Source organism: Bacillus cereus group sp. MYBK222-1 (assembly GCF_051916425.1).
In the GTDB taxonomy this organism is placed as follows: Bacteria; Bacillota; Bacilli; order Bacillales; family Bacillaceae_G; genus Bacillus_A; species Bacillus_A paranthracis.
Genome location: NZ_JBQAGP010000001.1, coordinates 1,717,569 through 1,731,811 on the forward strand (window position 1 = coordinate 1,717,569; position 14,243 = coordinate 1,731,811).

Here is a 14,243-nt window from a genome sequence, read left to right on the forward strand (position 1 = left end):
TTATGAAAAGGAAATTACTTGTTCTTCTATTCACCGGAATCATACTATCAGGATGTTCAACTATAGCAGAAAATTCTTTAGAAACCGGAAACGCCAGTATGGAATTATTAACACCAACGATTACAACAAAAGATAATGAATTAGAAATTAAGACTGAAGGTATTGATGAAAATAAAGTGACTTTTATTTATGTTGCTAATAAAAAAGTGTTGGAACAAAAGCTAAAGAATGGTGAATCTTACAAGCTTAACATTAAAGATATCGAACACGCTCATCGGACAGACTACAAACCAAAAGTTCAACTTTTGCAAACGAAAGATAATAATGATGATGGAGAAATAGTCACCTTCAAACAAGTTAGATATACAGTTAAAAACTAATTTTAAAGTTGTTTCATTATAAATGTAATGAACGAAAATATACTTTTAACAGTAGATACATGTAAGGGGTGCTAACATGAAAAAACGATGGATTTCTTGGTGGATTGGTAACCTATTTTGGATTATCGTTTTTGGAATATGGGCAGCTATTATTTGGCTACGAGATGTTGATGGTGCTGGTGTCATTCAAACACCCGAAATTAAATCCATATCACTTATCGTTATATTAATCGCGTTTATCATACCTGTATTTTTTCAAGTTATATGGCTAATCATTAATTTGAGGATGAGTAAAAAAAATAATTATACGATTTAGTTTTTCAATTAACAATAAAAAAGAGAGGAATCTATTTTAATGTAGATTCCTCTCTTTTACATATGGGAACTTTTAAAACGGCACTACTCCCTTTTCTTTACGACGCATGATGATCTTTCTTCTTCATTAACGCTCTTTTCTTCATCGCCTTCGTTAAATATCCGCCTTTAAATGAACGAATTTCATAAGAAGACATAAACGCTTTCGGTGCAATTTCATTAATGATTTCTAATAGTTCTTTTTCTCTAGAACGTTTTGCAACGATATCTAAGCGATAACGTATCGAATTAATACCTTCACCTTCAAATACTGTAACGCCAAATCCAGAGTGACGTAACTCATCTACTAATTCATTACAACGGTCTAGTAAACTAACTTGATACGTAATATAACCAATTGCTAATTTATTCTCTATATAACCGCCTAATAACAGTCCCGCACTAAAGCCAATGACATAGGCAACGATGTTCATCCAATTTGATAAATCTTGAAACACAATACCTAAACTGACAATGTAAATAGCTCCTTCTAACAATCCAACAGCAGCAGCGGATCTTGTTTGATTCTTTACAAGCAAAATCGTACGGATTGTTAAAATGGGAACGTAAATAATTTGAAGCACAAAAATAAGTAGCGCTTGTAACATTGGTATCCACCTCTTTCAAAAAGTCTTTTGTCATGATAACATACATAACCTTTAGAAATCGATGGGTTTTTAAATTTTTTTTTATTATTTTTCATACTATTGAAAAACGCAAAAAAGAAGCGTATTATATTTGTCGTTAATTTAATTACTTGTATCATATCGCTAAACTAAAAAAGGAACCCCATTAGGTCCCTCTCATCATAGCTCTATGTTTTTCGAAGCATGTTCCCTTTTCTTCTCTTCTTCTTTCACTACCTGCATATTTGCATAAGCTAAATTCGCAATCATTAAAAAGTGACCACCTAAAATGCCTGTACCAAATGCCCACATTTCCATTTCATGCTCAATTTCATACATGATAATAGCTCCTAAAATGGCCGCTGCAAATCGGTTTAAAACTCCTAACCCTGGAGCCTTTTCCTTCATTACAATACTTTTCCCAAGTTTCTCCACTCTGCGAGCTAATAACCAAAGGCAATATGCACTTACAGCTAATCCGATCCCAAACCCTGTTACTTGTTTTCCAAACGGAGTAATCGTCCACATAAGTAGTAAACCACTAAAGATCACATACAATTGTAATCGATATACACGTAAGGCTACTTGAATCAAAATATCCGCTCCTAATTTCTCATTTTTTATACTTTAGAAGAAAAGCAGCAACTTACACAGTTGCTGCTTTCTCTTCTTCTTGTTCCTCTTCCATCTTACGAATTTCAACACGTTTAATTTGGTAAGCGTCTTTTTCTAACACTTTAAATTCATAACCTTCCGCCTCAACGTGTTGTCCTTCTTCGATTTCATGATTTTGCATCATAATCCATCCACCGATTGTATCCACATCATCTTCTTCAATGTGTAATCCAAATAAATCTTTCACTTCTGAGATAAGCACTTTTCCATCAACAATGATATGTTGCTCGTTCACATGTTGAATTGGTGGTGCTTCATCTTCATCATATTCATCACGAATTTCGCCGACGATTTCCTCCAAGATGTCCTCAAGTGTTACAATTCCAGCTGTTCCTCCGTACTCATCATATAAAACAGCCATCGGAATTCGCTTCTTCTGCATTTGAAGTAATAAATCGTGAATTGGAGTCGTTTCCATCACTTCAATAATCGGACGCATATACGAGCGAATGGATGATAAATCTTTTTGATCCTCGGTCATATATCGAATAAAGAAATCTTTTACGTTGACCATACCGATAATATCATCTTTATCTTCTCCAAAAATCGGATAACGTGTGTATCGCTCATTTTGGATTACTTTCATGTGTTCTTCTACTGAATCTTCCAGGTAGAAACCAACGATTTCTGTTCGCGGTACCATAATCTCTTTTGCAATACGATTATCAAATTCAAAAATGTTATTTACATACTTGTATTCAGCCTGATTAATTTCGCCACTTTCATAGCTATCTGAAAGGATAAGGCGTAATTCTTCCTCTGTATGAGCTACTTCATGTTCTGAAGCTGGTTTTAAACCGAATAAGCCAGTTACAACACGAGCTGAACCGTTTAATACCCAAATAAATGGATACATTACTTTATAGAACATCATTAATGGACCTGCCAATAATAACGTTACCTTTTCAGCCTTTTGAATTGCCATCGTTTTCGGAGCTAATTCTCCTACTACAACGTGTAAATACGTCATAATCATAAAAGCAAGACCAAATGTTAATACTGATGAAATAGAAGGGTTTAAGTTCCATTTCTCAAATAACGGGTGTAATAACTTTTCAATTGTCGGTTCACCTAACCAACCTAATCCCATAGCTGTAACTGTAATACCTAATTGACAAGCAGATAAATATTCATCTAAATTTGTTGTTACTTTTTTCGCTGCTAAAGCACCGCGTTTTCCTTCTGCAACAAGCTGATCAATACGACTTGAACGTACTTTTACAATCGCAAACTCAGCTGCTACGAAAAATCCAGTAAATGCGATTAAAATCGCAACCATGACTAAATTAAATATTTCCAATGAATCCCCTTAGTTAAAAAACTAAGGTGTCCACCTCCTGTATACTATAATGTTTTCTTATTTCTTTCTTAGAAAACATAGCCCGATACAAAAATTAAAGAGGTCGGATTTCACTTGTTCTATAATAATAGAGCAAGTGTCTGTATTAAAGCTGTCGTTTGACCAGATAAAGATTTCGATATTTTTTCACGTTGTGAATCAGTCAATCCATCTAAAAGCGGCTTTAATTCCGTTAGCTCTACTTCTAATCGATGAATATGGTCTGTCACTTCATTCACTTGTTTCGAAACGTGTTCATTGATACCGAGCAGCTTCTTCTTCTCCTCGATTTTCTCTTTAATCTCACAAAGCGGCATATGCATTTCTTTGCACTTCTCAATAAATTGTAATGTCTCAAATGCTGTTTCGTCGTAATAGCGATAATTAGATTGAGATCGCTCCGCTTTTAAGATACCTAGATTCGTATAATAATCAATCGTTCGTTTCGACACGTGAGCCATGAGAGCCAACTGTCCGATTCGATACACCTTCCCAACGATCTTCCCCCCTTGTTTATATTACTAACATCATACAATACATAAACTGTACAGTCAAACGTGACGGTTTATTATTCATAATTTATACACAATTCCACTTACCATTTTATCATTTTGTAAATTAACAATACATTACTTAATTCTTATAATCGAATTATTTTTCCCATACTACATTACTATGAAAATATCATCATAGAATCGCATATTCCTTTCAACCTTTTTTAATACAAAACATATGATAATAATATTTAATTAAAATTATTATTCATGCTATTGGAGGAGATTGAAATTACTAAAACTATTATCTCTCACTTTTATAACGAGGAGTATTTATTACCATGGTGGCTTATGCATCATACAAAAATATTTGATCACGGTATATTAATTAATAGAGGTTCTACAGATCGTTCCGTTGAAATTTGTAAATTATTTGCTCCCCACTGGGAAGTACGAGATTCAAGATTCCTTGAATTCGATCCCACTAATACTGATATTGAGGTAATGGAAATTGAAAGAGAAGTTTCAGGTTGGAAGATGGTATTAAATACTACAGAATTTCTTTGCTGTAACAATGTAGAAGAATTTTTCTCATCACTTCATACGTTAGGTCAAAATATGTATGCGATTAGAATGATTGTCATGATTGATAAGCATGATTACAATTATTCAAAACTAAGATATTCCATTCCTTTAGTAGAACAACGATATCATGGGCTTTTTCCTTATAACCCAGAAATCGGCTGTGCCTGGAGATTTATACACAACCATCTTGATGGCGCATATTTACCTGGTAGACATTTTACCCGGCATCAACATGTCGTTTATAACTCCCCTTCATTCATTGTTAAATTTTACTTTAGTCCTTGGAACGAACATACAAAGGCAAGAAAATTACAAATTACACCCACCCTTTCAAAAAAGGGCGTTCGAATGGGACTTCAAACACATTATGGTCAGTCCTCTGATCAACTCGAAACTCGATTTTTAGAGCTTAGTAGCATAACCCAAGATCTTCGTAACCACCCTGAATATCAACAATTATTCCCTAAATTTAAACCTTAATATTTCTCACACCATCATTTTCCACACATTTTTACGCACTTAGTCAAAAACAAAACCATTTGCATACAATATGAATACTGTATATATTATAAATTTTTATTTTAGGAGGAAAAAATGAAAGCTGTTATTCTTGCTGGTGGATACGGGACAAGGATTGGGGAAGAAACACATTTAAAACCGAAACCTATGATTGAAATTGGAACAAAACCTATTCTATGGCACATTATGAGTTTGTATAGCCATTACGGCATTACAGAGTTTATTATTTGCTTAGGGTATAAAGGATATGCAATTAAAGAGTTCTTTCTAAATTACAACTTACACATGTCAGATTTCACGATACATTTAAGCGATAATACAATTACTAGCCATTCTCAACGTGTAGAACCGTGGAAAGTTACACTAATCGATACTGGTGTAAATACCGAAACGGGAGGACGAGTGAAAAAGATTCAAAATTTTGTTGGCGACGAACCTTTCTGCCTCACTTATGGCGATGGATTAAGCAACGTAAATATAAAAGAACTTATTGCATTTCATAAAAAACATGGAAAAATGGCAACTGTTACCGCCGTACAACCTCCTGGTAGATTCGGTTCTCTCATATTAAATAAACAGTCTGTAACATCTTTTCAAGAGAAGCCACTCGGGGATGGCGGATGGGTTAACGGTGGATTTTTCGTTTTAAACCCTGAAGTTTTCAATTACATTAGTGGAGATAAGTCTGTTTTTGAAACAGACACTTTAGTTCAGTTAGTAAACAAAAACGAACTATCAGCATATCAACATACTGGTTTTTGGCATCCGATGGATACATTGCGCGATAAAAATAAATTAGTCGAGCTATGGGAAAGTAATAACGCTCCGTGGAAGGTTTGGTAATATGGCTTCTTCATCTTTTTGGAATAAGAAAAAAGTATTTATTACGGGACATACTGGATTTAAAGGCTCTTGGCTCACCCTTTTCTTAACTTCTTTAGGTGCAGAAGTAGTTGGCTTTTCTTCTCATCCCCCATCGATTCCTAATCTTTTTGAACAATGTAACGTAGCAAAAGAGTGCATAACAATTAAAGGCGACATTACAGATTACGATTCTTTATTACACGCCCTAAAACATCATAACCCTGACATACTATTTCATTTAGCTGCCCAGCCAATCGTCACCACTTCATACAAAGATCCTATCGAAACATTTAAAACGAATGTTTTAGGCACTGTTCACGTATTGGAAGCTGCAAAACATACAGAAAGTATACGTGGCATCATTAATGTTACAAGTGATAAATGTTATGAAAATGACGGGAGCGGTAACCGGGCATTCGTGGAAATTGACCGGCTAGGAGGTATCGACCCTTATAGTGCTAGTAAAGCTTGCGCTGAAATAGTGGCAACATCCTATCAAAAATCATTCTTCCACACTAATACTCAGAAACTCGCCTCAGTAAGAGCAGGTAACGTCATCGGTGGTGGGGATTGGGCAGAAGACCGATTATTCCCAGATGTCATTCGTGCATATTTACAAGATGGTACATTAACGATTAGAAACAAAAAGGCTATTCGCCCGTGGCAACACGTATTAGATCCTTTACACGGCTATATCCTTTTAGCTGAAAAACTTTGGACAGACGCTGCATATGCAGAAGCATGGAATTTCGGCCCGTTGAACGAACCTAACAGAACCGTTCATGATGTCATTCAATCTGTAATAAAATTATGGAATAAACAACTAACAATCACTTCCCCCTCTACAAACACTCCTTATGAATCGCCTGTTTTAACACTCGATAGTACAAAAGCAGTAACTAAACTCGGCTGGACTCCTAAGTTATCAACAGATAAGGCTATCACTTGGACTGTTGATTGGTACAAAAAATATGCATCTGGTGAAAATATCGAATCTTTCACGCGGCAACAAATCGATGCATTCAAAAATTTATAAGGGGGCTATAAAATGGAACAGAAAAAATGCCGTTTTTGCCACTCATTACTCAGCAACACTTTTTTAGATTTAGGTGTTTCTCCTCTCGCTAACTCATTTGTTTCTCCAGAAAACTCATATAAAATGGAACCATTTTATCCATTGCACACATTTGTTTGTCACTCTTGTTTACTCGTACAATTAGATGAATTTGAATCTCCGCACAATATTTTTCATGACTATTTATACTTTAGCTCTTACTCATCAAGCTGGCTACTGCATGCTAAACAATATGTAGAAATGGCGATTAAGCGCTTCCGCTTAAAGAAACATTCAAAGGTGGTTGAAATCGCGAGTAACGATGGGTACTTATTACAATACTTTCAAAAAGAACATATTGAAACGTTAGGAATTGAACCAGCAAAAAATGTAGCAGAAATCGCTATCCAAAAAGGAATTCCTACTGAAGTGAATTTTTTCAGCAACGACTTAGCAAAAAAATTACCGCAAGCAGATTTAATCATTGCTAATAACGTATTAGCACACGTTCCGAACTTACATGATTTTGTGGCAGGTTTAAAAACGTTATTAAAACAAGACGGAACAATAACAATTGAATTCCCGCACTTATTAAATCTCATATCCTTTAAACAGTTTGATACGATATACCATGAGCACTTCTCCTATTTCTCACTTATAAGCCTGCAAAAAGTTTTATCTCACCATCATTTACAAATTGTCGATGTAGAAGAACTTGCAACGCACGGTGGTTCCTTACGTATTTTTGTAAAACATCATAGTGACGAATCAACTATCCATTCTAGTGTTACAAAATTAATTCAAAAAGAAGTGGATCACGGGCTAAATACATTAGACTGTTATCTCCTTTTTTCTAAACGCATCGAACAATTGAAAATAAATATTTTACAGTTTTTTATCGAAGCGAAAGCTTTAAACAAACAAATTATCGGTTACGGTGCGCCAGCTAAAGGAAACACCCTTTTAAATTATTGCGGGATAGGAAAAGAATTTCTAGCTTATACAGTAGATAAAAACCCTCATAAACAAAATCTCCTTCTACCAGGAACCCGCATTCCAATAAAATCTCCAGAAGAAATAAAACGTACAAAACCTGATTACATTCTTATACTTCCTTGGAATTTAAAAGACGAGATTATGAAAGAATGCTCTTTCATTCGTGAGTGGGGCGGCAAATTTTTAGTAACAATACCAGAAGTTGAGGTAATTGAGCCATGAAAAAAATCCTTGTAACAGGCGGTAGCGGATGGATTGGTAAATATGTTGTACATTCTCTTATTCAAAAGGGCTATGAAGTGCACGCCACTTACAATACAAATAAGCCTTCCCATCTTTCTTGCCATTGGCATAAAGTCAACTTACTTTGCGATGAAGAAGTAAAAAAACTCATTTACGACATGAAGCCTAGTCATCTCATTCATTTAGCTTGGGAAGCAGTGCCGCCAGCGTGTTATGTATCTATCAATAATTACTATTGGCTTACGTCTAGTATCTCATTGATTCAACACTTCACAACATGCGGCGGAAAGCGAGTCGTCGTTGCCGGGACTGGCGCAGAGTATGAATGGTTTAACGGTGTATTATTTGAAGATTCACCGCTTCTTTCTTATAAAACCCCGTATTCATTATGTAAAAATGCACTACACTCCTGGCTCCAAACGTACGCTGAGCAATCAGGCCTCAGCATGTGTTGGGGCCGCATTTTTCATATGTATGGCCCTCACGAACAAGGGAATCGACTCGTTTCTAACATCATCACTTCTTTATTAAAAAATGAGGAAGCACTATGTACACATGGAAAACAATCAAGAGATTTCCTCCATGTGAGCGACGTCGCTGATGCTCTCATAACAGTATTAGAACATGGCGTTACAGACACAATCAATATCGCTTCTGGTCAATCTGTACAAATTAAAGAGTTAGCTTCTATCATCGCTAAAAAGATAGGAAAAGAACATCTAATTAAACTGGGTGCAATACCTTTCTCTAAAGATGAACCTTTATTTGTCGGCGTTCATGTAAAACGTTTAAAAACTGAAGTAAACTGGAAACCGACATACGATCTAAATACAGGAATCGAAGAAACAATTTCATGGTGGGAATCATTTATACAAAAACATAACGGTACGCATCACTAAAACGTAAATCCTTCGTTCCTCTCGCTAATTCCTTATACCATTCTTCTAATCTTTCCGGCGTAATAATATGATGCGTCCCCATTCCCCCATGCTTACTAGCTTCAGAAAGAGTCGGACCAATTTGTAACTTTCTCTTTCTCATCGCATCGTTCCACGGACTAAATCCAAACCATAATATACAAGCAAGAGGCGGATAAATCATAGATTCATGCGCGGATAAATGTCTTCCAACTGTATAACTTCCGTGTTCATGATTATGAATAAATCTACCTCTTCTCCACAACGGCCAATCTTCTGGTAAATAACCATGAAATCGCTGTTTCATTAAAGGGAGTCCAAAGTTAAGGTCCGGATAACTGTAGTTAGGATCATCAACCATAATAAGCCCTTCTAGCCAATACATCCTCCCTCCCAATTCATTTAGTGATTTCCAAAACTGATTTTTATCTTGCACACAAAGAAACTCAGTCGTATTTAAAATCATTTTCCATCCTTGTATTTCTTGTTCTACCCTCATCACTTCATGATCCGTCGCATATGCATCAAACTCTGGATTTACAGAATTTCGCACTTCCCAATGCGGTGCGAATTTCTTACAAATCTCCACCGAACGATCTGTTGAGCCTTTATTAATTAAAATACCATGATCAAACAGTTTCGTATGATGAGCAAGCCACCACGGTAATAAATACTCTTCATTATAAAAATGAGAAATAACGGTTGTAGTTATAATAATCTCCTCTTTCTCTATTAATCTATTTTTCATCCTACAACCAATATACTCATAAACTAAAAATATGTTTCCTATATTAATAACCAAATCGTATTACTAATATTTTTGTAAGTTTTCCTTTGGTACCCAGCCATCCTCACCACCTGTTTTTTCACACCAAACCCATCCATTCAATTCTTCTAACCCAATCAATCTTTCTCCAATACTTACATTTAATTCTTTGGCAGTATATTGTTTCGTAATGATTCCTACATCAGTTATATTTTTCATTATAATTTGCTCCGGAACCCACCCTTTCCGGTCATATTTCTCTTCGTGACAAAACATCCAGTTTTCCCAATTTTCAGGACCATCGTAACTCTCTATCATTTTCACTACATCCCCCTCTTCTAAGCGAATTGGATCAGGATAATTGCTAACATGTGATTTTATAACGATATATTTCATAACAACCTCCAATAATCAGAAAATTAAGTTATAATATCATTATAACTTAAGAAGGAGGAATACACATGTACTACAACACTTCATTCGAAAACGATCAACCTGTAGGCCGTCTATAAACTAAGACGGGCATTCATATAACACGTGCACTATGCCTCGTCTTAGGGAACTCATCATACCCTAAAAATAGACGGAGGTACTTTACATGAAACAAACCATTTTAGGAGCTATATGTTTATCACTAGCAGCTAGTATATGGGGCGGTATGTATGTTGTTAGCAAATATGTACTCGACTTTATCCCACCACTCACACTCGTTTGGCTACGCTTTATCATTGCTTTTGTTGTTTTGTATATGATTTTAAAAATTACTGAGAAAAAGCAAAAGAAAACAGTAACCATTCGTAAAAAAGATTGGCTATTATTCGCTTGGATTGGATTTATCGGATATTTCATTTCGATCACTTGTCAATTTATCGGAACAAAATTATCCGACGCTCATACAGGATCTTTAGTAACATCAGCTACACCTGCATTTATGGTTATATTTGCAGCGATCATTTTAAAAGAAAAACTAACCGCTCGTAGATTACTATCTACCATCATAGCGACAATCGGTGTCATTATCGTAATCGGATGGGATATTGAAATTGGCTCCTATTTTATCGGTACAATCATATTAGTCGGGGCAGCTATTACGTGGGCTTTACTATCTATTTATGTAAAAATTGCTTCAGCTCGATTTTCATCTTTAGTGATTACAACGTACGCTATATTCTTTTCACTCTTTTTTATTACACCTTTTATGATATGGGAATTTCAATCAAACCCTATTGAACATATGAACCTATATGTAGTATTAGGCGTACTTTATTTAGGAATCGTCTCAACGGCAGGTGCCTTTTTCCTTTGGAATAAAGGATTAGAATTAATGGACGCTAGCATCGGTTCGTTATTTTTCTTCTTCCAACCTATCGTCGGATCGTTGCTTGGTTGGTTACTCTTAAACGAAACATTGAGTAGTAACTTTTTTATTGGTGGTATTCTTATTATATGTAGTGTTTTTATTACTACTTTTGAAAAGAAATGAAAAATAGGCAGAGATACTTAATCTCTGCCTGTTCGTATACACTCTTTACACACTCCAATGCGATGGACGAGACAACAATTTCGGTAATTTCGTATGTTTGTCCCCTCTTGCCGCATTAACTTGAACTTGCGTCAGAAAAATACTATTTGTAAAATCAGCCCCACGAATATCTGCATCTCGTAAATCTGCTCCAATGAGATCCGCCCCTCGTAAGTCTGCACCATTTAAGTTTGCCGCAATTAAATATGCTCCTCTTAAATTCGCCCCTTGTAAATTTTTCTTTTTCAGGTTTGCTCCCATAAGATCTGCGCCGCGGTGTATGATTCGTTTCCTACGCGCAGTATTCATTTCCTTCCAAACTAGTTCGCTCGTTTCTAAAAGAAGAATGTTCACTTCCGCTCTGTGTAATGGAACATTTATTTTCATTAACTCATCTGGACTTAAATTCGCAAGACGCTCTGTCTCTTCAATAGCTTCCTTCAGATCTTTATGAATTGGCTGCGTCGCCTTTAATAGAATGGCTTCATTCAAATACCAAAGCATTTCATGGAGCTGATGCATAACTGGAAAAGAATCATACATTTTTCTCGCATGCTTAGCATCTTTCCGCCAATCCATCCCGTTAAATGTAACTTGAGAAATCTTCTGTCCAGCGCCGAAACACTCAAATACTGTACAGCCTTTATAACCTTTTCCTCTAAGATTTTTATGTATACTGCATTTAAAATCTGATTGTAAATTGGAACATGGTTTACCACCATCTTTATTCACTGCAAAATCTACCGATGCTGCAAACGGTAACGCCACACAACATAAACCGAAGCATTTTTCGCAGTTTGCTTTTAAATGATTCATATCTTTTTCTCCAAACAAACCAAATTCCCCCTGTTATACTCACTTAAACATTATCCTCATACACCAATTATTATGTATCATACTGTTTCCCCAAACATTTTAAAAAGAGTCTTTCCAATTTTCTCAGTTCTAGCAATTACATATATTACTCTTTGCTTTTTAAAATCGCAAATTGGTTTTGCTAACAACGGTAAATGACCAATGTGTTCTGAAATTGTTCTTGGTACAATTGTAACTCCAGCCCCAGAAGCAACCATACCAAGAATAAAATCTCTAAATGAGACTTCAGTACTAATATTAGGCTTTACTTTCCATTTCTCATACTCCTCAATTATCGCTCTGCGTATATCACATCCAGCAGGATACATTACTAGCCGTTCAAGCAATAATTGATTCATGAAAACAATACCTTGTTGATGAAATGAATGTTCCTTTTGAAAAACTACATCATATGATTCTTTGAATAATTCTTTATTCCAATAATTTTTAGGCACCCACTTTTCATCTACTAAACCAGCATCTATTTTCCCGCTCAATAGATCTTCCATTATCTCCTTTGACATATCATACACATTCGTATTTATTTTTACATTTGCATCCTTATAATTAACAAGTTTTTGAGGTAGATAAAATGCTGCAAGACTAGGAAGTAACCCCAATGTTATATCCACTCTTTCTCCAAACTTGTTCATATCTTTTTTTATAATTTCCCAGTCCTCAAGGAGTGAAGTAGTTCTTTTTTGAAACTGAATACCCGCTTCTGTCAATTGTATTCCTTGCGGTGATCTATGTAATAATTCTACACCTAACTCGTCCTCCAACTTTCTAATTTGCTTACTTACTGCTGGTTGTGTCATATGAAGACGTTCTGCCACTTTCGAAAAACTTTTATACTCCGCACAAATTAGAAAACAACGTAACCAATCAATATCCACGTTCCACATCCCCTTGTTAAAACTTTTTATTATACCCTTCAAAAATAATGGAAATTCTCACTCTTTATAATACATAGTATCCTTTCAATATAACAATAAATCACACCTATAAAGGAGAATGAAAATGGAACAAATATCTGAAAATACCGCACTTATTTTAGTTGATGTTCAAAAAGGATTCAACGATTCATATTGGGGAAATCGTAACAATCCTCATGCTGAATCAAATATGAAACTCATTCTACAAACATGGCGAGATACCAATCGACCTGTTATTCATATACAGCACATTTCAAATAAAGAAAATCATCTTTTAAGAGAAGATTTCATCGGTAGTGAATTTCAAGAATTTGCTATTCCACTTATAAATGAACCCGTATTCAAAAAGAGCGTGAACAGTGCTTTTATTGGAACCGAATTAGAATCCTATTTACGAAAACACAATTATGAAACTATCGTAATTATAGGTTTAACAACTGATTATTGTGTTTCTACAACTGTCCGAATGGCTGGTAATTTAGGTTTCTCTACCTATGTAATTTCTGATGCTACTGCTACATTTGATAGAATTGCATACGATGGGAAACATTATTGCGCTAACGATATCCACAAATTTGCTTTACTAAGCCTTCACGAAATGTTTGCAACAGTTTTAACGACCAATGATCTATTAAATATAACAACGCGCAAATCTTCACTCTTATAAATTTTCAAATAAAAAATTTAATATGAAATAAAGTTACAAATGACAGTCAATAAACAATAATAACTTTCATTTTAAATTGCAGTTTCCACCATTAAACATTATCATTAAATTATAAAAATTCAAACAAAAAGGAGCGATACTATGGCACTACAAATGAAAACAAACTGTCAAATTTGCGATCAATCGCTAGAACAAGATTCTGAAGCATACATTTGCGTATATGAATGTACATTTTGTGCACCATGTACAGAAGAAAGACATAACGTTTGTCCAAACTGCGGCGGCGAGTTAGTACGTAGACCGAAAAAGAAACAGTAAAAAGCAAAGCGATATCGCTTTGCTTTTTTTTAGGCATATGAAATTATATCAACGATTTTTCAAATATATCGAACACAAATTCAAATATATCAACGATTTTTTTAATATATCGACGTTTCGACAAAGGATATCGA

General features: G+C 35.1%; 18 protein-coding genes. 10 read left to right on the forward strand and 8 right to left on the reverse strand.

Annotated features, from left to right (window positions below):
* Positions 1 to 2: 2 nt before the first annotated feature.
* A complete protein-coding gene (locus ACTFR9_RS08855) occupies positions 3 to 380 on the forward strand; it encodes a hypothetical protein (RefSeq protein ID WP_000823782.1) in 378 nt (125 codons plus the stop codon).
* Between the two features lie 76 nt (positions 381 to 456).
* Positions 457 to 696, forward strand: a complete 240-nt coding sequence (locus ACTFR9_RS08860; protein WP_000747691.1) for a DUF3923 family protein — start codon at positions 457 to 459, stop codon at positions 694 to 696.
* Positions 697 to 793: 97 nt separating this feature from the next.
* On the opposite strand, the gene ACTFR9_RS08865 is transcribed toward ACTFR9_RS08860, so the two are convergent.
* From ACTFR9_RS08865 to ACTFR9_RS08880, 4 genes are all read right to left on the reverse strand, one after another.
* Positions 794 to 1,342, reverse strand: a complete 549-nt coding sequence (locus ACTFR9_RS08865) for a DUF2179 domain-containing protein (protein WP_000938434.1) — start codon at positions 1,340 to 1,342, stop codon at positions 794 to 796.
* Positions 1,343 to 1,540: 198 nt separating this feature from the next.
* Positions 1,541 to 1,954: an ATP synthase subunit I gene (locus ACTFR9_RS08870; protein WP_000616837.1), complete on the reverse strand. Its 414-nt coding sequence runs from the start codon at positions 1,952 to 1,954 to the stop codon at positions 1,541 to 1,543.
* A gap of 52 nt (positions 1,955 to 2,006) precedes the next feature.
* A complete protein-coding gene (locus ACTFR9_RS08875; protein ID WP_000402267.1) occupies positions 2,007 to 3,335 on the reverse strand; it encodes a hemolysin family protein in 1,329 nt (442 codons plus the stop codon).
* Positions 3,336 to 3,454: 119 nt separating this feature from the next.
* On the reverse strand, positions 3,455 to 3,862 hold the full coding sequence (locus ACTFR9_RS08880; protein ID WP_000285640.1) for a MerR family transcriptional regulator: 408 nt from the start codon (positions 3,860 to 3,862) through the stop codon (positions 3,455 to 3,457).
* A 276-nt stretch (positions 3,863 to 4,138) separates the two neighbouring features.
* On the opposite strand from ACTFR9_RS08880, the gene ACTFR9_RS08885 reads away from it, so the two are divergent.
* From ACTFR9_RS08885 to ACTFR9_RS08905, 5 genes are all read left to right on the forward strand, one after another.
* Positions 4,139 to 4,933 (forward strand): glycosyltransferase family 2 protein, encoded by a 795-nt coding sequence (locus ACTFR9_RS08885; protein ID WP_048557677.1) that lies wholly within the window; start codon positions 4,139 to 4,141, stop codon positions 4,931 to 4,933.
* Between the two features lie 114 nt (positions 4,934 to 5,047).
* Positions 5,048 to 5,815: a glucose-1-phosphate cytidylyltransferase gene (rfbF, locus tag ACTFR9_RS08890; protein ID WP_000648797.1), complete on the forward strand. Its 768-nt coding sequence runs from the start codon at positions 5,048 to 5,050 to the stop codon at positions 5,813 to 5,815.
* Between the two features lies 1 nt (position 5,816).
* Complete coding sequence (rfbG, locus tag ACTFR9_RS08895) at positions 5,817 to 6,872, forward strand: CDP-glucose 4,6-dehydratase (RefSeq protein ID WP_048557676.1); 1,056 nt, start codon at positions 5,817 to 5,819, stop codon at positions 6,870 to 6,872.
* A 12-nt stretch (positions 6,873 to 6,884) separates the two neighbouring features.
* Positions 6,885 to 8,108, forward strand: a complete 1,224-nt coding sequence (locus ACTFR9_RS08900) for a class I SAM-dependent methyltransferase (RefSeq protein ID WP_000435753.1) — start codon at positions 6,885 to 6,887, stop codon at positions 8,106 to 8,108.
* Positions 8,105 to 9,028 (forward strand): NAD-dependent epimerase/dehydratase family protein, encoded by a 924-nt coding sequence (locus ACTFR9_RS08905; RefSeq protein ID WP_229136762.1) that lies wholly within the window; start codon positions 8,105 to 8,107, stop codon positions 9,026 to 9,028. Before ACTFR9_RS08900 ends, ACTFR9_RS08905 begins: the two co-directional genes overlap by 4 nt.
* On the opposite strand, the gene ACTFR9_RS08910 is transcribed toward ACTFR9_RS08905, so the two are convergent.
* Together ACTFR9_RS08910 and ACTFR9_RS08915 are read right to left on the reverse strand one after the other, a co-directional pair.
* The gene (locus ACTFR9_RS08910) at positions 8,997 to 9,794 is read right to left on the reverse strand and encodes a glycosyltransferase family 2 protein (RefSeq protein WP_000797329.1); all 798 of its coding nucleotides are present in this window, start codon (positions 9,792 to 9,794) and stop codon (positions 8,997 to 8,999) included. The genes ACTFR9_RS08905 and ACTFR9_RS08910 overlap by 32 nt on opposite strands.
* Before the next feature lie 63 nt (positions 9,795 to 9,857).
* The gene (locus tag ACTFR9_RS08915) at positions 9,858 to 10,208 is read right to left on the reverse strand and encodes an SH3 domain-containing protein (protein ID WP_000875277.1); all 351 of its coding nucleotides are present in this window, start codon (positions 10,206 to 10,208) and stop codon (positions 9,858 to 9,860) included.
* A 202-nt stretch (positions 10,209 to 10,410) separates the two neighbouring features.
* Between ACTFR9_RS08915 and ACTFR9_RS08920 the strand changes: the two genes are divergently transcribed.
* Positions 10,411 to 11,295 (forward strand): DMT family transporter, encoded by an 885-nt coding sequence (locus ACTFR9_RS08920; protein ID WP_076856338.1) that lies wholly within the window; start codon positions 10,411 to 10,413, stop codon positions 11,293 to 11,295.
* 45 nt (positions 11,296 to 11,340) lie between these two features.
* Here the strand turns inward: ACTFR9_RS08920 and ACTFR9_RS08925 are convergent, their stop codons facing one another.
* Positions 11,341 to 12,150: a pentapeptide repeat-containing protein gene (locus tag ACTFR9_RS08925; RefSeq protein ID WP_048557683.1), complete on the reverse strand. Its 810-nt coding sequence runs from the start codon at positions 12,148 to 12,150 to the stop codon at positions 11,341 to 11,343.
* Positions 12,151 to 12,227: 77 nt separating this feature from the next.
* Positions 12,228 to 13,085: a LysR family transcriptional regulator gene (locus tag ACTFR9_RS08930; RefSeq protein ID WP_000350558.1), complete on the reverse strand. Its 858-nt coding sequence runs from the start codon at positions 13,083 to 13,085 to the stop codon at positions 12,228 to 12,230.
* A gap of 124 nt (positions 13,086 to 13,209) precedes the next feature.
* Here ACTFR9_RS08930 and ACTFR9_RS08935 point away from each other — a divergent pair, with 124 nt between their 5' ends.
* Positions 13,210 to 13,791, forward strand: a complete 582-nt coding sequence (locus tag ACTFR9_RS08935; RefSeq protein ID WP_000435254.1) for a cysteine hydrolase family protein — start codon at positions 13,210 to 13,212, stop codon at positions 13,789 to 13,791.
* A 141-nt stretch (positions 13,792 to 13,932) separates the two neighbouring features.
* Positions 13,933 to 14,109 (forward strand): DUF1272 domain-containing protein, encoded by a 177-nt coding sequence (locus tag ACTFR9_RS08940; protein ID WP_001207874.1) that lies wholly within the window; start codon positions 13,933 to 13,935, stop codon positions 14,107 to 14,109.
* Positions 14,110 to 14,243 lie beyond the last annotated feature (134 nt).

Bases quoted from the DNA above. Each gene is read 5' to 3' on its own strand.
- ACTFR9_RS08855 (WP_000823782.1), top strand. From the start codon at position 3: ATGAAAAGGAAATTACTTGTTCTTCTATTCACCGGAATCATACTATCA.
- ACTFR9_RS08860 (WP_000747691.1), top strand. From the start codon at position 457: ATGAAAAAACGATGGATTTCTTGGTGGATTGGTAACCTATTTTGGATT.
- ACTFR9_RS08865 (WP_000938434.1), bottom strand. From the start codon at position 1,342: ATGTTACAAGCGCTACTTATTTTTGTGCTTCAAATTATTTACGTTCCC.
- ACTFR9_RS08885 (WP_048557677.1), top strand. From the start codon at position 4,139: ATGCTATTGGAGGAGATTGAAATTACTAAAACTATTATCTCTCACTTT.
- rfbF (WP_000648797.1), top strand. From the start codon at position 5,048: ATGAAAGCTGTTATTCTTGCTGGTGGATACGGGACAAGGATTGGGGAA.
- rfbG (WP_048557676.1), top strand. From the start codon at position 5,817: ATGGCTTCTTCATCTTTTTGGAATAAGAAAAAAGTATTTATTACGGGA.
- ACTFR9_RS08900 (WP_000435753.1), top strand. From the start codon at position 6,885: ATGGAACAGAAAAAATGCCGTTTTTGCCACTCATTACTCAGCAACACT.
- ACTFR9_RS08905 (WP_229136762.1), top strand. From the start codon at position 8,105: ATGAAAAAAATCCTTGTAACAGGCGGTAGCGGATGGATTGGTAAATAT.
- ACTFR9_RS08910 (WP_000797329.1), bottom strand. From the start codon at position 9,794: ATGAAAAATAGATTAATAGAGAAAGAGGAGATTATTATAACTACAACC.
- ACTFR9_RS08915 (WP_000875277.1), bottom strand. From the start codon at position 10,208: ATGAAATATATCGTTATAAAATCACATGTTAGCAATTATCCTGATCCA.
- ACTFR9_RS08920 (WP_076856338.1), top strand. From the start codon at position 10,411: ATGAAACAAACCATTTTAGGAGCTATATGTTTATCACTAGCAGCTAGT.
- ACTFR9_RS08925 (WP_048557683.1), bottom strand. From the start codon at position 12,150: ATGAATCATTTAAAAGCAAACTGCGAAAAATGCTTCGGTTTATGTTGT.
- ACTFR9_RS08935 (WP_000435254.1), top strand. From the start codon at position 13,210: ATGGAACAAATATCTGAAAATACCGCACTTATTTTAGTTGATGTTCAA.
- ACTFR9_RS08940 (WP_001207874.1), top strand. From the start codon at position 13,933: ATGGCACTACAAATGAAAACAAACTGTCAAATTTGCGATCAATCGCTA.